Source organism: Rhodococcus sp. C1 (genome assembly GCF_020809065.1).
In the GTDB taxonomy this organism is placed as follows: domain Bacteria; phylum Actinomycetota; class Actinomycetes; order Mycobacteriales; family Mycobacteriaceae; genus Rhodococcus_F; species Rhodococcus_F qingshengii.
Genome location: NZ_CP078080.1, coordinates 3,242,623 through 3,260,601 on the forward strand (window position 1 = coordinate 3,242,623; position 17,979 = coordinate 3,260,601).

17 protein-coding genes are annotated in these 17,979 nt (G+C 63.5%); 7 read left to right on the top strand and 10 right to left on the bottom strand.

Translation table 11 applies throughout. From position 1 onward, the window contains the following. Nucleotides 1-258: 258 nt before the first annotated feature. On the bottom strand, nucleotides 259-615 hold the full coding sequence (locus KTR60_RS14865) for a hypothetical protein (protein ID WP_042450945.1): 357 nt from the start codon (nucleotides 613-615) through the stop codon (nucleotides 259-261). A gap of 189 nt (nucleotides 616-804) precedes the next feature. On the opposite strand from KTR60_RS14865, the gene KTR60_RS14870 reads away from it, so the two are divergent. Continuing rightward, a complete protein-coding gene (locus KTR60_RS14870; protein ID WP_003944971.1) occupies nucleotides 805-1,143 on the top strand; it encodes an RNA polymerase-binding protein RbpA in 339 nt (112 codons plus the stop codon). 429 nt (nucleotides 1,144-1,572) lie between these two features. On the opposite strand, the gene KTR60_RS14875 is transcribed toward KTR60_RS14870, so the two are convergent. The 6 genes from KTR60_RS14875 to KTR60_RS14900 all read right to left on the bottom strand — a co-directional run bounded on the left by KTR60_RS14875 (nucleotide 1,573) and on the right by KTR60_RS14900 (nucleotide 8,274). Continuing rightward, nucleotides 1,573-2,751 (bottom strand): PrsW family intramembrane metalloprotease, encoded by a 1,179-nt coding sequence (locus tag KTR60_RS14875; RefSeq protein WP_003944910.1) that lies wholly within the window; start codon nucleotides 2,749-2,751, stop codon nucleotides 1,573-1,575. Then, the gene (locus tag KTR60_RS14880) at nucleotides 2,748-3,401 is read right to left on the bottom strand and encodes a hypothetical protein (protein ID WP_228400993.1); all 654 of its coding nucleotides are present in this window, start codon (nucleotides 3,399-3,401) and stop codon (nucleotides 2,748-2,750) included. Before KTR60_RS14880 ends, KTR60_RS14875 begins: the two co-directional genes overlap by 4 nt. 136 nt (nucleotides 3,402-3,537) lie before the next feature. Then, nucleotides 3,538-4,368 (bottom strand): hypothetical protein, encoded by an 831-nt coding sequence (locus KTR60_RS14885; protein WP_007729819.1) that lies wholly within the window; start codon nucleotides 4,366-4,368, stop codon nucleotides 3,538-3,540. Nucleotides 4,369-4,460: 92 nt separating this feature from the next. After that, complete coding sequence (gene lnt / locus KTR60_RS14890; RefSeq protein WP_007729821.1) at nucleotides 4,461-6,029, bottom strand: apolipoprotein N-acyltransferase; 1,569 nt, start codon at nucleotides 6,027-6,029, stop codon at nucleotides 4,461-4,463. 37 nt (nucleotides 6,030-6,066) lie between these two features. Beyond that, on the bottom strand, nucleotides 6,067-7,701 hold the full coding sequence (locus tag KTR60_RS14895) for an amidohydrolase (RefSeq protein WP_228400994.1): 1,635 nt from the start codon (nucleotides 7,699-7,701) through the stop codon (nucleotides 6,067-6,069). A 12-nt stretch (nucleotides 7,702-7,713) separates the two neighbouring features. Next, entirely contained in the window at nucleotides 7,714-8,274 is a 561-nt protein-coding gene (locus KTR60_RS14900) for an FxsA family protein (RefSeq protein WP_003944915.1), read from the bottom strand. Between the two features lie 250 nt (nucleotides 8,275-8,524). Between KTR60_RS14900 and KTR60_RS14905 the strand changes: the two genes are divergently transcribed. After that, nucleotides 8,525-9,184, top strand: coding sequence for a hypothetical protein (locus tag KTR60_RS14905; RefSeq protein ID WP_007729826.1), 660 nt, complete (start codon nucleotides 8,525-8,527; stop codon nucleotides 9,182-9,184). 37 nt (nucleotides 9,185-9,221) lie between these two features. On the opposite strand, the gene KTR60_RS14910 is transcribed toward KTR60_RS14905, so the two are convergent. After that, on the bottom strand, nucleotides 9,222-9,881 hold the full coding sequence (locus tag KTR60_RS14910; protein ID WP_003945024.1) for a response regulator: 660 nt from the start codon (nucleotides 9,879-9,881) through the stop codon (nucleotides 9,222-9,224). A gap of 57 nt (nucleotides 9,882-9,938) precedes the next feature. Continuing rightward, nucleotides 9,939-11,066, bottom strand: a complete 1,128-nt coding sequence (locus KTR60_RS14915) for a sensor histidine kinase (protein ID WP_228400995.1) — start codon at nucleotides 11,064-11,066, stop codon at nucleotides 9,939-9,941. Between the two features lie 74 nt (nucleotides 11,067-11,140). On the opposite strand from KTR60_RS14915, the gene KTR60_RS14920 reads away from it, so the two are divergent. Genes KTR60_RS14920 through KTR60_RS14935 form a run of 4 tightly spaced genes read left to right on the top strand, consistent with a single transcriptional unit; the run spans nucleotide 11,141 to nucleotide 15,719 of the window. Then, nucleotides 11,141-11,908 carry a TSUP family transporter gene (locus tag KTR60_RS14920; protein WP_030536361.1) on the top strand — a complete coding sequence of 256 codons (768 nt, stop codon included), beginning with the start codon at nucleotides 11,141-11,143 and terminating at the stop codon, nucleotides 11,906-11,908. Nucleotides 11,909-11,938: 30 nt separating this feature from the next. Continuing rightward, nucleotides 11,939-13,459: a TldD/PmbA family protein gene (locus KTR60_RS14925; protein ID WP_003944822.1), complete on the top strand. Its 1,521-nt coding sequence runs from the start codon at nucleotides 11,939-11,941 to the stop codon at nucleotides 13,457-13,459. Beyond that, nucleotides 13,456-14,814 carry a metallopeptidase TldD-related protein gene (locus tag KTR60_RS14930; RefSeq protein ID WP_209921524.1) on the top strand — a complete coding sequence of 453 codons (1,359 nt, stop codon included), beginning with the start codon at nucleotides 13,456-13,458 and terminating at the stop codon, nucleotides 14,812-14,814. Before KTR60_RS14925 ends, KTR60_RS14930 begins: the two co-directional genes overlap by 4 nt. Beyond that, entirely contained in the window at nucleotides 14,814-15,719 is a 906-nt protein-coding gene (locus KTR60_RS14935; RefSeq protein ID WP_228400996.1) for a TIGR01777 family oxidoreductase, read from the top strand. The genes KTR60_RS14930 and KTR60_RS14935 overlap by 1 nt, the downstream gene beginning before the upstream one ends. A gap of 7 nt (nucleotides 15,720-15,726) precedes the next feature. On the opposite strand, the gene KTR60_RS14940 is transcribed toward KTR60_RS14935, so the two are convergent. Beyond that, a complete protein-coding gene (locus tag KTR60_RS14940; RefSeq protein WP_042450954.1) occupies nucleotides 15,727-16,107 on the bottom strand; it encodes a PPOX class F420-dependent oxidoreductase in 381 nt (126 codons plus the stop codon). A 203-nt stretch (nucleotides 16,108-16,310) separates the two neighbouring features. On the opposite strand from KTR60_RS14940, the gene KTR60_RS14945 reads away from it, so the two are divergent. Beyond that, a complete protein-coding gene (locus KTR60_RS14945) occupies nucleotides 16,311-17,966 on the top strand; it encodes a GMC oxidoreductase (RefSeq protein WP_209921531.1) in 1,656 nt (551 codons plus the stop codon). Nucleotides 17,967-17,979: the final 13 nt, after the last annotated feature.

Here is a 17,979-nt window from a genome sequence, read left to right on the forward strand (position 1 = left end):
TTGTCACGATCAGCGCCGGGAAGTGTGGCTCGGGGATTGAAGAGAAACATCGCACCGCCTCGATATCGAGTGGAAACCATGTGGCGATCCTGCGAGAGCGCAGCCGAAGGTCATCGACCTCGACGAAGGGTCGCTTCGAAGTCCGAACCTCCCCGAAGGTCCGAACTCAGGATCAAAATTTGTCGTCGTCAGGCGTCAGGAGCACCGCAGTGTTGCAGTGCTCGACGCAAGGCTAGAAACCGGTTGCCCACACCTGCTCTACCGGAAACGTTCGGCTTCGCGGGCAAGTTCGGTCAACCGTTCACACAACTGTGTGAGCTCTGAACTCTCTGCGCCCTCGGCAACTGCTGTCGCCACATCTTCGGCAGCGCATCGGACCTCGAACATCCGATCCACGAGTTCGACCGCTTCGACTGCGGTCAAGATGACGGCGTCAGCCGGGATCGACGTGCCCTTGACGGCATTGCGCTGCTCGTACGCACGCTGTCGACAAGACTGGCTGCAGTACCGGCGTCGACGACCGACACCGGTCACCGCGACCTCTCGACCACACCACACACACGGGTTTCCCGAACGCGCAGACTGCGGTGATCCGACGCGTGTGCTCTCAGCCATGAATCGACACTGTACTCGAGATTCGGACGCCTTCGATGAACGCGCACGGTACCCGGTAAGATGGAGAGGTTGCGTCTTCTCGCCACACGGGAACCAATCGGGTGCTCGTGGCGTTGTAGATGAGTGTGAGCGTCTACTCCCCAAGTCAGGGCGCCCACCAGCGGTGACGAACGAAGAGAGGACACCACCATGGCAGATCGCGTACTTCGAGGTAGCCGACTCGGAGCTGTGAGCTACGAGACCGACCGTGACCATGACCTCGCGCCCCGTCGTATGGCCAAGTACAAGTGCGAGAACGGCGAGATCTTCGACATCCCGTTCGCGGACGAAGCCGAGATCCCCGGCACCTGGTTGTGCCGAAACGGCCTCGAAGGCACCCTCATGGAGGGGACTGCTCCCGAAGCCAAGAAGGTCAAGCCTCCCCGCACCCACTGGGACATGCTGCTCGAGCGTCGCTCGGTCGAGGAACTCGAAGAGCTCCTCAAAGAGCGTCTCGATTTGCTGAAGGCCAAGCGTCGCGGCGCATGAACTAGCACTTCGATCAAGACCGTCCGGTTCTACACCGGGCGGTCTTTCTCGTTCTTCGGGGAGTGATCGTTCACAAGTCGACGTCATACTTCGGCCCTTCTTCGACGTGGCAACTTCAGGATGCTTCGCGGTCCTCAAAGACACTTCAGGGCAACGTCATTCAGCATCCAGGCGCACTCGCGGGCCGACAGTGCGCAAATCCTGGACTTGCGCTGGAGAACCATCGGCGCTGCTTCGTGCACCAGTGTGAGCTGTATCCCCCACCCCGCGACACACCAAACTTCGGTACACCAAACTTCGATACGGAGTGAACTGGTAGCCCAGTCACTCGGCCGGGTTGCTTGCCAAGTGACGATGGCAAGCAACCCGGCCGACTGGGGTGTGGGTGAATGTTTTGCGGTGCTGAACGGTTCTTCCGCTACTTCCCGGTCACCGAGTGATGCTCTGTGCCGCGGTTCCTTGGCGGAGGCGGGTGATTTCGTTGCGTGATTCGACGACCTGGGGGCTGTCGTCGCCCTTGCTGACAGCTAGGTCGCTGCACAGATCCAGCGCGGCACGAACGATATGTCGTCGTTGGCGACGTTCGGTGCGAGTGGGTGCGGCTTTCGCGTAAGTGCGTTGTTGTCGCCATCCGCCGGCGGCTGTCACCTCGGCGTCGGTCAGGACGCCGGACTCGATTTCCGGGGCGAGAATGTCACGGACGAAGTGGGATTCACGTGGGTGCGCCCAGACGAACGCGATCCACAAGGCAGTGAACGCGAAGACGATGTCGCCGATCATGATGACGAACACGAGCGAACTGCTGCCGCCGGCGATCGCGAGCATGGAATCCCACACGCCGTGGATCAGGATGGGTGCCACGATCAACGCCAATCCGCGTCCGATCCGCCGGGGCTGGGCCGGGGTGCCGATCAGATAGATCACGCCGGCGCAGAAAAGGGCGGTGAACAGGGGATGAGAGACGATGTCGGAGTAGGTGCGGGTGGCGATGGAACCGAGCAGGCCGTCGGTTTGGTGGGCGCCGAAGCCCTGTGTTGCGCCGGCAATCGAGTACAGAAAGTCTTCGCTGGTCTGAAATCCCAAGCCGATGAAAGCACCGAGGAGCAGGCCGTCGGTTGCGGTGCGCACCAGGCGTGGTGCAAGCGCGAGGAGGACTACGATGCCGATGCCTTTGGCGGTTTCCTCCACGAAGGGTGCAGAGAGGCCCGCATGCCAGTCCTGAGCCCATACCTGCCCGAAAATCTTCGAGTAGAGCGAACCGACTGCTCCGTTCGCGGGTACTGCGATAGTGAACGTTGCTGCGGTGGCGCCCCAGATGAAGCCGGTGACCACTAGTCCTACGGGTTGGCGTTCGTAGCGGTCGATGTGCCGGAACCACCATGTCCAGACCGCGGCGCTGATGACGCCGACGATGCCGGCAACGAGGAGTGCGCGCCCGAAGTATCCGGCGAAGGGAGCAAACATCTGCCAGCCTTTGACGAGGCCGAATCCGCACATCCACAGGTATATCCAGAACACGACGTTGCGTGGCTGGAAGAAGTGAAATTTCTCGCCCCAGGCCGTCGTATCGAATGCGCGGGAGCGGGTTTCGAGGAGATCGGTGCTCACTTGGTGTCTCCCTCGTGTGTGCCGATAGAGGCGATCATGTCGGTGATTTCTCGACTGCGGGCGGCGATCTGATCGGGTGGGCCGACTACCTGTACCCGAATTCCCTTGCCGTCGACGACGAATGTGGTCACCGATCCGGCGGACCGCGGAGTGTCAAAGCTGACCTGGACGCCGCTCAGACCCCCGGCGGTGCTGATCGGCTGGCGCGCACCGGAGACCGCAAGCACGGAACTGCCGTTCGTCGCAAGACTCACGGCATCTGTTTGGGAGAGGAGTTCGTCGGCAGTTCCACTGAATGTGTCGGCGTCGACGCTCACGGTGACGGTGCCATCGGTCAACGTCACACGTGGGAGCGAATCGGACGCGCCATGTTGGTCGGTTCGGAAACCACTGTCGACATTCCAGCCCGCAGGTGCGGCGAAGGAGACCGTTTCGGTCACGGCCATCCGGTCTCCGGCGCCGGTTGGATCTTCGGAGGAGACAGCGGAATCGATGGCGGGCACGATCACGGTCCAGAGCATCCACACCGCCAAGATCGCGAGGGCGTGTGGAAAGACTCGTGTGTCGAATCCGAGGAAGCGGTGATCCGCTGGTGGACGTCTTCCGTGTAGGGGCTCGTGCTTGTGTGCAGTACTCGAAATAACGCTCAATTTCCCTCGTTTCCATTGCACGGCAGGTGCACTGACTATCGCAGAAACGGACAAATTCCGTGCATCAGCCGGCACCTGCCGGTCATCGAGACGATCGTGCACCAAGTTCCCGTAGGCGCGAGATCACCGAGAGCTCCTAGTCGACGGTGAACCGTCGCATCGCCAGATGTCCGAACACGCCGACCAGAATCAACGTGACGCCTGCGGTCACGGAAACGGAGTCGGTCACCAACCCCGCGATGCCGGTCACGGCTACGAACACCGGCAAAAAGTCGAACAGCCTGAAAATCGACTGCGGTGGTTCGGTTTCGAGGCCCTGAGCCTGAGCGGCCTTGTTCGGCGCATACTCGGGGTACCACTCGGTGAAGGAGATCGCGAAGAAGGTTCCGAGCAACTGCAGAATCCATCCGGTCCAGAAGTTGTCACCGTCGTGCAGCAGTGCGTCTCCGAACAGGCCCACTACGGCCGACCAGGTGAAGGCGAGAGCCCACACCGCCGTAATGACGTAGTTGATGTGCAGAAACAGAGGCGTCGCCCAATACTCTTCGGGCGTCGACTCTTTCGCGTACTGCAAAGTGAAAGGATTGCGGAGCAGGATCGATCCGAAGGCAAAGACCACCAGCGCGATGTTGGTCAGTTCGCCTCCCCAGAGTTCGAACCACCGAATCGTGTTCGCCGACGCGAGGAGGCCGATGGCCGCCAGAACGCCGAAGAACACGACGTCGAAGACCTCCAACAGCTTCACGGTGCCGCCGCGCCGGTGACTGGCCGCCAAGATCAGCAGCGACAACCCGAGGGCTGCGGCCGCGGATTCCTCGAACCTTCCCGGCCCGGAGAGCAAGGACAGCAAGATCCACGGCGACAGGCCGGCGAGCGGTGACTGCAGAACCGCGTCGACGACACTGGTTTTGTGAACTGCATCCCGGGGCTCGGACTTGTCTGGCTCGGTTTTCTCAGGCTCGGTCACAAGAAGCCGCCTTACGCAGGAACGGGTGGCACAGCGAGTACCCGCGTAGGCGCTCCTCGGAACATCGGCAGCCCTAATATCCGATGCTCGGCTCAGATTGCCGCAGTCTCCTCGGGTGAGTGCTCAGCCTGATCTCGGCGCCGGGCCAGCACTGCCATGGCAATCGCGCCGACCGCGATGATGCTGAGCACGATCTCCGGCACCGGACCTACTCGGCTGGCAAGGGTGGAGCTGGTCGAGAGCGGCACCTTCGCCACCAGGGCCGCCGGCACGAACAGATCGGTTTGCGAAGTCACCGCACCGTCGGGAGCGATGATGGCGCTGACACCACTGGTTGCGGCGACAACGACGGCGCGGCCGTGCTCGACTGCCCGCACACGCGACATTGCCAGCTGCTGATAGGTCATCTCGGTGTCCCCGAAAGTGGCGTTGTTGGTCGGTACCGCCAGCAACTGTGCACCGTTGCGCACCGATTCCTGGAACGCCCGGTCGAACGCCACCTCGTAACAAGTCGCGACACCGATGGGTACCCCCGCTGCATGGACAACGCCGTTGCCCTCGCCGGGAACGAAATTGCCCGCGCGATCGGCGTACGAGGAGAAGTTCCGGAAGAAGCTTCGGTAGGGCAGGTATTCGCCGAACGGCTGAATGATCTTCTTGTCGTGCTGTTCCTGAGGACCGTTGGCGCCGTCCCACACGATCACCGAATTGGTGGTCGTACGATCGGCATTCACGAGTACGGTGCCGACAAGAATCGGCGCTCCGATCGCTTCGGAGGCCCGGGTGATGTCGGCAGCGGCATCGGCGTTTCGCAGGGGGTCGATGTCCGAGGCGTTCTCCGGCCAGATCACGACGTCAGGCTGATCGACGCGGCCCGCGTCCACCTCGGCAGCAAGTTTCACGGTTTCGGCGACATGGTTGTCGAGGACCTGCTTGCGTTGCGAGTTGAAGTCCAAGCCCAACCTCGGAACGCTTCCCTGAATGGCGGCGACGGTGATCGTTCGATCACCGGAATCCATGGTGGACAAGAACGGCGACACCACGAGAGCAATGATCACGGGCACGAGGGCAGCGGCATCAGCTCCGAAGAATCCTCGGTCCCATCGTTTGGCCGCGACAGCGACTGCAACTGCTGCCAAGCCGGTACCGGTCAGGGCCACCGCGAAGCTGAGCAGCGGCGCACCGCCGACACTCGCAAGAGGGAGGAGCCACCCTTCGGATTGACCGAATGCGAGCCTGCCCCAAGGAAATCCGCCGAAAGGAACGCTGGAACGAAGCCACTCGGTGAGCGTCCAGGTCGCAGCAATCCACAAGGGTGCCCATGGCAACCTCGCCACCAGAACCGCAAGCAGCCCGAACAGTCCGATGAACAACGACTCCACCGCGGCCAACGCGATCCACGGGACCGCACCTACGAACACACCGATCCACGGAAGCAACGGCACCAGAAATCCGAGACCGGCCAAGTATCCGTAACCGAAGCCGGCACGAAGGCGCAGTCCGCCGCGCCCGAAGTTCGTCAACACACACGTCAGAAGAGCGATCCCGACGGGCGCCAAGAACCACAGCGGGCGGGGTGGGAACCCTGCGAAGATCAGGAATCCACCAGCGGTCGCGTAGAGCGAACGTAGCCATGCGGAACCGGTGAGCACAGCGCTCACACGGGAGCGATCACCGACAGACGCCTCTGCGCCGGCCTCACTCACTCGACGAGCCGCGCTGACAGACGACGCGTCCGCGATGCACCGACTTGATGCAGACCGGGATCGGCGCATCTTCCGCCAGCCTCGGCAGAGCGGGTACGCGCGAGCGCGGATCGGTAGACCATCGCTGAACCGAGTCGGCGGGTGCGCTCACTTCGAGTTCGCCTGCCTCCCACAACACGTAGGAGGCCGGTGCGCCCGGATCGAGGGTTCCCGCGGCGCCGTCCCGCACTCCGCCCGCGCGCCAGGCGCCGCGAGTGGCCGCGGAGAAGGCCGCACGCGGCGAGATTCCACTTCCGTCGGTGCGGTGCTGGACAGCGGCGCGCAGCATCGCCCACGGCTCGATGGGGGTGACCGGGGCGTCGGAGCTGAATGCGAGCGAGACACCCTTACCGGCAGCAGGTGCAAACGGATTCAACGCTGCTGCGCGCTCTACTCCCAGGCGCGTGGCGTAAAGACCGTCGGTGCCACCCCACAGTGCGTCGAACACCGGTTGGACGCTAGCGATGACACCCAAGGCGGCAAAGGTTTCCGCGTCGGCCATAGACATCATTTCCGCGTGCTCGAGGCGGTGACCCAACGCGGCGACCTTGGGGCCACCCAGTTCGTCGGCGACCCTGCGGAACGCGGCAGCTGCCGACGAGACGGCGCCGTCACCGATGGCATGGAACCCGGCCTGGACGCCCGCGAGGGTACAGGCCCGGATGTGTGCGGCGATCGCGTCGACGTCGAGGTAGGCATTGCCCGTCGAATCAGGTTGGTCTGCATAGGGTTCGAGCAACCACGCGGTATGCGAACCGAGCGAGCCGTCGATGAAGAGATCCCCGCCGAGTCCGTCTGCTCCGGTTTTGTCGAGGAGCGCGCGAGCATCCTCTTCGCTGTCGACACGCTCACCCCAGTAGCCCCGAACCTCCACGCCGTGATCGTGGGCCAACAGTTCCTGGAAATCGGTCAATCCCGAGATGTCCGGTCCCCCGCACTCGTGAACGGCCACGATTCCGCGTGAGGCGCAGAGATCGAGCGCAGCGGTACGAGCAGACGCGCGCTGAGTTTCCGTCAGCAGATTCCGAGCGGAATTGCGCGCCAGGTGGTGTGCGTCGAACGTCAACGGGCCTTCGGCTGAGTATCCAGCGGTGTCGGCGAGGCCGGAGATCCCGTCGCGCAATGCGCTCGAGCACGCGGCCGAGTGAACGTCGATCCGCGAGAGATACACCTTGCGGCCAGGGGCGGCCGCGTCGAGATCTGCGGTCGACGGCGGGGTCTGCTCGGCCCACTCGGTGTCGTCCCAACCGTGTCCCCAGATGACTGCGTCGGGATGGGCAGTTTCGGGGTTCGCGGCTGCGAATGTTCGTACTCGCGAGAGACATTCGTCCAGAGAGTTCGCGCCCACGAGATCGAGGCCGACGAGATTGAGTCCCAGTGCGGTGATGTGTACGTGGGTGTCGACGAACCCGGGAGTGACAAACGCACCACCCAGGTCTTCGATCTCCGCGGCGGGGTGCAACGCCCGTCCGGCGCGCTCGTCGCCGACCCACACGACGGTGCCGTCGGTGATGGCGATCGAGGTCGCGTCAGGTGCAAATGAACTGTAGATCCGGCCGTTGACCAGCAGACGAGTAGTCACGAGCACCCAGTCTGCCTGTTAGTACTGCGGCCCCCGCGAACGGGTGGGTGTATCCGTGTCCAGAATCTCACCCTCGAGGACGAGTTCCTTGCCGTTGCTGGCGACGTACTCGGTGGTTTCGGGTGTCTCGACGATGATCTCGCCGTCGATCACCTCGCCGTTTCCGCGCATCCGCGCCGCGTAGCCGACGGTTCCGGCGAAGGCGTCACCACCGGCGGCAAATGCTGCTGCGCGCTTACCTGCCAGGAGCACTGCAAGCGGGCGCAGCGCCCAGCGGGTCGGCGGAATCAGAAGCAGCAGGCCCAGAACCGAAGTCACGAGTCCGGGTACGAACATCAACGCGGAGCCCGCCGCGACCAAGGCGCCGTCGGCGACCGCCAGTGACGGCGATCCCTCACCCCGCGTGGCCTTACGGAACCCGTCCATGACCCGTCGCCACTGCGAGCGCATGAGGATCAATCCGACAAGCGATCCGGCGAGAAACAGCAGCACTGTCCAGGCGACACCGATGGCGTTGCCCACGATGACCAAGGCTGCGATCTCGACGATCACGTAGAGGAGAAATACGGCGGCGATCATGACGTCCCCTTTCAGACGGTCTATTCGTTCAACGCTCGAGAGGCCGGTTTTTCTCCCGACAACGACGCAGAGGTGCAAAACAGGTGGGTGCCGTGAGTCACACGGGCCTTCTCTCACGCACGTGCGACTTGCCTGGCGTTAACTAACGCTCCGCTAACGATTCTAAACCTCAAGTTGACGTTGAGACTCTGTGCATGGTCAAGTCACTTCGGGCCGCATTTCCCGGCCTCATGAAATGAAGGAGCCCGACATGAGCCGACTCCCCGGCAAGACACTCGCCCGACGCATTCCCGCTGCCATCGCCGGCACTGCCGCAGTCGTGGCACTCACCGCCGGCAGCGCGATGATCAGCGCGGGAACCGCGGCCGCAGAACCGGTAGTACCCGAAGGAATTGCCGCACTGATCGCGCAGGCCGCAGCCATCTCCCCCGAAGCCTCTGCTGCTGTTCAGCAGTTGATCGGCACGGCAGGCGCTGATCAGATCACGACCGCTCTCGATCTCCCGGACATCGGCGTCACCAAGCCGCAGTCGTTCATGTACCCCGCACCGACGGTCGGGTGTGGCGTGGCCGGTGAACCCGTCACCGTCACCCTCAGCTCCGCACAGGCCGGTCCGAACTTCCCGTTGCCGCCGTGGGTCGAGGCCGACCATCTCCGTTTCCAGGCAATCCCGGGTTACGTCGGCATACCCAAGACCTCAGGGTTGAGTGTTGCCTGGATCAACGTCGGCACGTTCAAGGGCGGCATCGTCCCGTTGGACGAGAAGTTGCCCGTACTCGATACGCCGTTGCTCTCGAAGGTCGTCGACACCGGTGACGGCAAGGTGTTTGCCGCTCTGTTCGGCAATGTCGATTACGCAGACGGGAAGACCTGCATCGTGCTGCCAACAGTGGGCTCTTTTGATGCTTGAGCAGAGCGAAACGCTCGATCCCTGACAGGCGGCTGGCCTACGCGCCCGGAGTCACCAGTCCGGTCTCGTAGGCCAGCACCACAGCCTGCACACGATCACGCAGATCGAGTTTGGTGAGAATGCGTCCGACGTGCGACTTGATCGTCGATTCGGACAGGTACAGCTGCTGTGCGATCTCGATGTTCGACAGTCCCGTGGCCACGTGTCCGAGGACTTCGCGTTCGCGTTCGGTCAGGACGTCGAGAACTACCGGATCGCGCCGGGGCGCCGGACCGTCCACGATGAACCTCGACAGCAGACGACGTGTCACCTTCGGGGAAACAACCGCGTCACCGGCTGCCACGCTGCGGATTGCCGACACGAGATCCTCGGGCGGGGTGTCCTTGAGAAGGAAGCCGCTGGCTCCGGCGCGCAAGGCACCGAGAGCGTGTTCGTCCAGGTCGAAGGTCGTCATCACCAGGACCCTGGATTCGATCCCGGAGGCAAGAATCTGCTCGGTCGCTTTCACTCCGTCGACAATCGGCATCCGCACGTCCATCAACACGACGTCAGGCTTCAGCGCCACCGCCGCTGCGACCGCCGCGGCCCCGTCGCCGGCCTCACCGATGACGGAGATGTCTTCATGAGCTTCGAGCACCATGTTCAGGCCCATCCGCATGAGTTCCTGATCGTCGACTAGCAGCACGGTGATGGGCACGGCGTAAACCTATCGGGCCTGAGACGTCGGTGCCAATGCGATTGCGGCGAGCCGGTATCAATCGTGGATCTCGAGCGGCAACTCTGCGTACACACGCCAACTGCCGTCGGGGCGTCGTCCCGTCTCGAGTGTCCCGTGCAGTACCGCCACCCGCTCACGCATTCCGACCAGTCCATTCCCCGAACCGTGGGAGAAGGTCGAACTCGACGTTCCGTTGTCGACGACCTCGAGCAGCACCGCGGTGTCGGTGCGGCGCACGGTGACTCGTGCCTTCGGATTTGCGCCGGCGTGGCGGAGGACATTGGTCAGTGACTCTTGGACCAGGCGATGAATGCCCAGGCTGACTGAAGGACTGACGTCGTCGAGCTCGCCGGTCAGTTCTAGCCGCACCCCGAGACCGGCGGCACGCATCATCTCGACGACCTTGGCGATGCCGGCAGTTCCGTGTTGCGGCATCGCATCAGTACTGACCTCGGTGCGCAGCAGCGAGACGGTACGGCGAAGCTCGGCAAGGGCGTCGCGTCCGGTGCTGGAGATGTTGCCGAGCGCCTTCTTGGCCAACGCGGGATTGGAATCGACCGCATACGACGCGCCGTCGGCCTGGACGATCATCACGCTGACCGCGTGGGCGACGACATCGTGGAGTTCGCGGGCGATTCGGGTTCTTTCCGTGGCCACCGCATCCTCGGCACGCCGATCCCGTTCGTATTCGGCCACTTCGAGTCTGGCGGCCACTTCCTCGTCGTAGGCGCGGCGGGCGCTCAAGAACTCGGCGGTGATCCAGGCGAGTGCATAGAGCAGGGTCGCAATGATGATCGTGAGGATCACGTCTTCGCGGATGACGAGCAACGAGAGTGTCATGTCCAGGGCAAGGAAGCACGCAAAAATCGCCCCGGTGCGTCGATCGACATACGCAACGAGTGTGTAGAGCGAGACCCCGAGCGCCAACAGGCCTGGATGTTCCGCAGCCGGATCCCCTGTCGCCCACATCATCAAGGTCGCGAAGTACGACATCGACAAGATCGACGCGGCGGATTTACGCGGATATTTGCGACGCCACACGACGGGAAGGCAGATCAGAAATCCGACGACGAGCTGAGGCCACCGCTCCTCACGCGGCGAACTGACGAACGTGACTACCTCGAGCGCGAAGAACACGAGCGCCAGCGCGCTGTCCGCGATCATCGGCTTTCCTCGCAGCCACAGGCTGAACCTCCGCATGTGCTCAAGAGTGTCACAGCTGTGAAAGAGTCACCGCCGTGGATATTGCTGATTGGGGACTGCTGATGACGGCAGCGACGGCGGCGGGTTGGGTCGACGCCGTGGTCGGCGGCGGTGGATTGATTCTGTTGCCGGCGCTCTTTCTGGTCGCCCCGCAATTGACCCCACAGGCGGCACTGGCCACCAATAAATTGACGGCATTCACCGGGACGAGTGCTGCGGTGTACACGTTCTCCCGTCGAATCCCGATGGAGTGGCGGCAGATGGCGCCGGCAGCCGCGTTGGCTGCGGTGACGGCCGCGTGCGGGGCGGCGGCCGTTTCGCTGATCGACAAGAAGTACTTCATTCCGATCGTGATGGTCGTCCTCGTCGCCGTCGCCGTCTTCGTGACCATGCGTCCGACGCTGGGCACCACGATCGCGACCCATCGTCCGACGCAGCGCAAGACCGTCCTCGTCCTGCTGCTCTCCGCCGGACTCATCGGCCTCTACGACGGTCTGCTCGGACCCGGCACCGGCACCTTCCTCATCATCAGCTTCGCGACCTTCCTCGGAACCGAATTCGTTCGGAGCGCAGCGATGGCGAAGGTGATCAATCTCGGTTCCAATTTCGGCGCGCTCGCCTACTTCGCCGTCACCGGGCATGTCTGGTGGAGTTTGGGTTTGGCGATGGCGGTGTGCAACGTTCTCGGCGCGGTCATCGGTTCGCGGATGGCGCTGAGCAAGGGATCCGGATTCGTGCGGATCACGCTGTTGGTGGTCGTGATCGCCATGGTGATTCGCCTCGGATGGCAGCAGTTCGGCTGAGATCGGCGGTCGTCGGCTAGCGTCGTGTGCGTGACCGTCACCCGAGATGTCGATGCAGATTTCCTCGCCCTCCCGCTGCGAGCTGTCGCTGATGCGGCGCTGTCGGCAGCGAGAACGGCCGGCGCCCAGCACGCCGATGTTCGTGTCCACCGCGTGCTCACACAGTCGATCCGCTTGCGCGACGGCGTAGTTCAGGCGGTGTCCGACGGAGACGAGATCGGGGTCGCCGTCCGTGTGATCGTCGACGGCACGTGGGGATTCGCCTCGCACGCCGAGGTGTCCCCCGATGTCGCTGCTGCGCTGGCACGCCAAGCGGTCGAGGTCGCGAAGGCATTGCGCTCGCTCAATCGGGATCCGGTCACCCTCGCCGACGAGCCCGTCTACGCCGACGCGACGTGGGTGTCGCCGTACCTCGAAGATCCCTTCGCGACACCGACGGCCGAGAAGGTAGGCCTGCTGGTCGACTACTCCGGACGGCTTCAAGCCGCCGACGGCGTGGATCACGTAACGGCGAGTGTCCTCCAGGTCAAGGAGCAGACCTTCTACGCGGATCTGGCCGGTTCGTCGATCACCCAGCAACGGGTGCGTCTGCACCCCGAGTTCGAGGCGACCGCCGTCGACAAGTCGGCCGGCAGCTTCGAATCGATGCGCACCTTGGCGCCGCCGGTAGGCCGCGGATGGGAGTACCTCGGGGCGGAGAGCACATGGAACTGGGGCGATGAGCTCGCGCAGATCCCGGAGTGGCTGGCCGAGAAGACCAAGGCACCGACCGTCGAAGCAGGTCCGACCGACCTCGTGATCGATCCGACCAATCTGTGGCTCACGATCCACGAATCCATCGGACACGCCACCGAATACGACCGCGCGATCGGCTACGAAGCGGCCTACGCCGGTACGTCGTTCGCGACGCCGGACAAGCTGGGAACGCTGAAATACGGAACGCCACTCATGCACGTGACCGCCGACCGAAACGAAGAGCACGGCCTGGCCAGCGTCGGATTCGACGACGACGGCGTCGCCTCTCAACGGTGGGATCTGGTGGCAGAGGGAACACTGGTCGGGTATCAACTAGACCGCGTGTTCGCGCCGAGGCTGGGGCTGACGCGTTCCAACGGTTGCTCGTACGCCGACTCCGCACATCACGTTCCCATCCAGCGAATGGCCAACGTCTCGCTCTCCCCCGACCCTTCTACGGACACCTCGACTGCAGACCTGATCTCGCGAGTCGAGAACGGCATCTACGTCGTCGGTGACAAGTCCTGGTCGATCGACATGCAGCGCTACAACTTTCAGTTCACCGGTCAGCGGTTCTTCAAGATCCGTGACGGAAAGCTCGACGGTCAGGTGCGCGACGTGGCGTATCAGGCGACGACGACGGATTTCTGGGGCTCGATGGAAGCCGTTGGCGGTGAGTCGACCTGGCGCCTGCAGGGCGCGTTCAACTGCGGCAAGGCGCAACCCGGTCAGGTTGCGGCGGTCAGCCACGGCTGCCCGTCCGCTCTGTTCCGCGGAGTCAACATCCTCAATACTCGTTCGGAGGCTCAGCAGTGATCGATCCGCAGCAGGTCGTCGAGCGTGCATTGGCCGCGAGGACGGTAGACGAATCGTTGGTGATCGTGACCGATGCGAGTGAGGTGTCGCTGCGGTGGGCCAACAATTCGATGACCACCAACGGAGTTTCGCTGTCCCGGACGTGGACGGTGATCTCGATCGTGCGCGAGGGTGACATCGCGAAGGTGGGCACTGTCAGTTCCAGCAGTGTCGATCCGGAGCAGATTTCCGCGCTCGTACATGCAAGCGAAGAAGCTGCGCGCACAGCCACTCCGGCTGACGACGCGTCCGACCTGATCACGCAGTCGGCGGCAGAGACCGACTGGGACCTGCCGGCCGCCCTGACCGACATCGGTGTCTTTGCGCCGTTGGCTGCCGACCTGTCGAAGGCCTTCGACGGCGGCGACCAGTTGTTCGGCTTCGCTCACCACCAGTTGCACACCACCTGGCTCGGAACCTCGACGGGCGTGCGACGTAGAACGGCTCAGGCCACCGGCTCCGTGGAGATCAACGGCAAGCGCGGCGACGCCAGCGCCTGGGTCGGATCCGGAACTGTCGATTTCAGCGATATCTCGATACCGAAGCTCTTGTCGCAGTTGACCACTCGACTCGACTGGGCGGGTAACTCCGTCAGTCTGCCTGCCGGCCGCTACGAGACAATTCTTCCGCCGTCGGCTGTGGCGGACCTGATGATCTATCTGATGTGGACCATGGAGGGTCGCGGCGCCGAAGAGGGCCACACCGCACTGTCCACCACCGGTGGTACCCGGATCGGCGAGAAGCTCGGATTGCCACTGACACTCACCTCCGACCCCGGCGCCGAGGGCTTGCAATCCGCGCCGTTCGTGATCACGACGTCGTCGAGTGAATCCGTCTCACTGTTCGACAACGGTATGGAGATCGAACCCGTCGACTGGGTCCGAGACGGCGTCGTCAATGCGCTGGCGTACCCGCGCCACGCTGCACGAGAATTCGGTCGACCTGTCGCAGTTCCCGGCGACAATCTCATCCTGACCGGTGGTGACGACACCTCGATCGAGGACATGATCGCAGGTACCGAGAAGGGTCTACTGCTCACAACCCTCTGGTACATCCGTGAGGTGGATCCGACGACGCTGCTGTTGACCGGACTCACCCGTGACGGGGTGTATTTGATCGAGGACGGCAAGATCGTCGGCGCCGTCAACAACTTCCGTTTCAACGAGAGCCCTCTCGATCTCCTGCGGCGGGTCACCGAGGCTGGACGTACCGAGATCACGCTTCCCCGGGAGTGGAAAGATTGGTTCACCCGCACGGCCATGCCGCCCATGCGGATTCCCGACTTCCACATGTCCTCGGTCAGCCAGGCGCAGTGATGACGAAGGTCGTGATCGCCGGCGGCACCGGCGCTCTCGGCCGCCGGATCAGCGACGATCTCGCCGACCGTGGGTATGACGTCGTGGTCCTGACTCGCTCACCGAAACCTGGCAGGCACAGGCAGGTTCAGTGGGACGGTGTCACGGTGGGCGACTGGGCGGGAGAACTCGGCGGCGCCGCGGTGATCAATCTGGCCGGCGAGTTGGTCGATCGCCGACCCACCCCGGCAAACATCGCACTACTCACCAACTCCCGAGTCGATCCGACCCGCGCGCTGGTCGAAGCGTCGAAACTACTGGCGAACCCTGTTCCGGTGTGGATCCAGGCGAGCACGCTCGCGATCTACGGCGATGCGGGTGAGGCACGATTGGACGAGGATTCTCCCCTCGCTGACGGGCCACCTCAGATGACCGACGTCGCAAAGGACTGGGAGGCAGCGGTCGAGGGTGCAAACGCGCCACGAGTGGTGATCCTGCGAACCAGTGTCGTGTTGGAGAAGGGCACACCGGCGCTCGAGCGATTGCTGTTGCTCGTGCGTCTCGGACTGGGCGGACGCGTCGCCTCGGGTAGGCAGTGGACCAGTTGGATTCACATCGAGGACTGGCTGTCGATCGTTCGTTGGGCACTCGAACCCGATTCGGCTGCCTCGGGCGTGGTCATCGCGACGGCTCCGGATCCCGTCCGCAATTCAGAACTGATGGCCGGGCTGCGCAAGCACCTTCACCGGCCACCTGCGCCGCCGACGCCCGCTTTCATGGTCAGAATCGGCGCGTTCCTTCTTCGCAGCGACGCTGCCCTGGGCCTGACGGGTCGTCAAGCCGTATCGAAAGTGTTGGCGGACAAAGGCTTCACATTCACCTATCCGCGCTTCGACTCAGCGTTGGACGATCTGCTCGGCAACTGACGCGCGGTCAGGCTGCAGTGACGGCAAGTCCGATCGTTCCGGTCTTGCCGCGGCGAAGGAGACTGCCCTTCATGGTGATCCAGCCGAGGATTCCGTACCGACGTGCTATCGCGTCGCGAGCATGATCGGTGCCCGGTCCGTCGAGGATCTCGGCGACGGCGGCCACCGGTTCACCCTTGGGATTTCCCCGAGCGTCACACGCAGCGACGGTGACCGACGGGTTTCGCCTGATCCGCTTGACCTTGTAGGAATCGGTGACGGTCCACATCAGGAGCTTGTCGCCGTCCGGCGCGGCCCAGAGCGGAGTCGCCACCGGCGTTCCGTCCTTGCGGAAGGTCGTGAGTAGGACGTACTTGGCCTCGGAGACGCGCTTGAAGTCGGAGTTCACTCCTCGAGGATAGGTGCGAGCGCCTCTCGCTGAACATCGACAGGTTTCCGCGACTATCTGGCGACCGATCAGTACCACCCAGGAGGTGCCACTTATGCACGTTTTATCCGGTTCTTCTTGACGTCGGACACGCCGTTTCGTCCCCGAACTCCATCTCGAGTTATTCTGAGGCAAACCGTCGAACTGGGGAGTCGAACTTACACATGCAGCGCCGTGACATGCAGCGTCGTGACTTTTTCAAAGCCGCCTGGGCGGGGGCAGCAGTTGCCGCCGCGACACCGCTCATCTCGACGTCGACCAGCCACGCCACCCCCGCACCACTGCGGGCGCTCCCGATGGGTGCTGATCACTACCGCGCGCTCGTCCCCGAGTTGTTCGCACCCTCTCCTACTCCCCCGGAGCATTCCGAAGCCATCGTCATCGGGTCCGGATTCGGCGCAAGCGCCACCGCCCTCAGACTGGCGCAGAGCGGCACCCAGATCACCATCCTCGAACGCGGACTTCGGTGGCCCCACGATCCGCAACGGGAGATTCACACCTCCGACATGCTGGCCGACGGCCGCGGAGTCTTCCGGCGAACATCGTTCACCAACCTCACCGGACTCCCCGTGGCGTGCGACTACTTCAGCGGCGTCCTCGATGCCACCGACTACGAACACATCTCGGTATGGCGCGGCGCTGCAGTCGGCGGTGGTTCCATCATCTTCACCGGCGTGATGATCGCGCCCGAGCGCCGATTCTTCGACGCAGTCTTCGGCAACTCCCTCGACTACGACGAGATGGCGTCCACCTGGTACCCCAAAGTGCGCCAGATGCTGCGTCTGAGCCCGTTGCCCGAAGACATTTACCAAACCCCGAACTTCGGTCACTCGCGTCGTTGGGATCAGGACGCTCGTCGTGCCGGATTCGATCCGCAGCGGATCGACGGGATCTGGAACTGGGACGTGGTGCGCTCAGAACTCGACGGCCGAGCCCGAGCCTCGGCCACTGTCGGTGACAGCAACATGGGTAACTCCAACGGCGCGAAGTTCGACCTCACACAGAACTACATTCCCGCCGCCGAAGCCACCGGACGAGCCACCGTCTGTTACGGACATCAGGTGCTCGCGATCAGTCGCGAACGTGATGGACGCTACGTCGTCGACGTCGAATCGACGGATCCGACGGGTGGCGTTCTGGCCCGGAAGACTCTTACCTGTGACCGTCTGTTCCTCGGCGCCGGCTCGATCGGCACGTCCGAACTGCTGGTACGCGCCCAGGCGACGGGCGCGCTGCCCAACCTCAACGAACACGTCGGTAAGGGCTGGGGAACGAACGGCGACGCCGGGATGGTGCGCTCGTTCGGCTTCAGTGACGGCACTGCGCAAGCCGCACCGTCGGCATCACGCATCGTCGACGAGTCGGGAATGCCACTCTCCCTGGAAAATTGGTACGTCCCCGGCCTACCCGTCAACATCGGCATGCTCGGAACGTTGGGGATGACCCTCGACTCGCAGCGCGCCGACTTCGCCTACGACGGCGGCTCCGATCGGGTGGTGCTGAACTGGCCGAAGAACGGCAACGACGCCACCGTCGAGGCACTACGCGCCGTCCAGAACAAGATGGCCTTCGCCGGCACCACGCTGCCGTCGGCATTGCCGTTCGCGAAGGACGTCAATTCCTCGTTCACCGCGCATCCCCTAGGCGGTGCGGTTCTGGGCAAGGCCACCGACGGTTACGGGCGAGTCAAGGGCTACGACGGCCTGTACGTGATGGACGGCGCCGCTATTCCGGGCAGCACCGGCACCGTCAACCCGTCACTGACCATCACTGCTCTGGCGGAGCGGAACATCGCTCAGATCATCAAGTCCGGACGCTGACTCACTTCAGCGC

Excerpts from the sequence above, each read along its gene's own strand:
- KTR60_RS14865 (WP_042450945.1), bottom strand. The coding sequence starts at position 615 with ATGGCTGAGAGCACACGCGTCGGATCACCGCAGTCTGCGCGTTCGGGA.
- KTR60_RS14870 (WP_003944971.1), top strand. The coding sequence starts at position 805 with ATGGCAGATCGCGTACTTCGAGGTAGCCGACTCGGAGCTGTGAGCTAC.
- KTR60_RS14900 (WP_003944915.1), bottom strand. The coding sequence starts at position 8,274 with ATGATCGCCGCCGTATTTCTCCTCTACGTGATCGTCGAGATCGCAGCC.
- KTR60_RS14905 (WP_007729826.1), top strand. The coding sequence starts at position 8,525 with ATGAGCCGACTCCCCGGCAAGACACTCGCCCGACGCATTCCCGCTGCC.
- KTR60_RS14915 (WP_228400995.1), bottom strand. The coding sequence starts at position 11,066 with ATGATCGCGGACAGCGCGCTGGCGCTCGTGTTCTTCGCGCTCGAGGTA.
- KTR60_RS14935 (WP_228400996.1), top strand. The coding sequence starts at position 14,814 with ATGACGAAGGTCGTGATCGCCGGCGGCACCGGCGCTCTCGGCCGCCGG.
- KTR60_RS14945 (WP_209921531.1), top strand. The coding sequence starts at position 16,311 with ATGCAGCGCCGTGACATGCAGCGTCGTGACTTTTTCAAAGCCGCCTGG.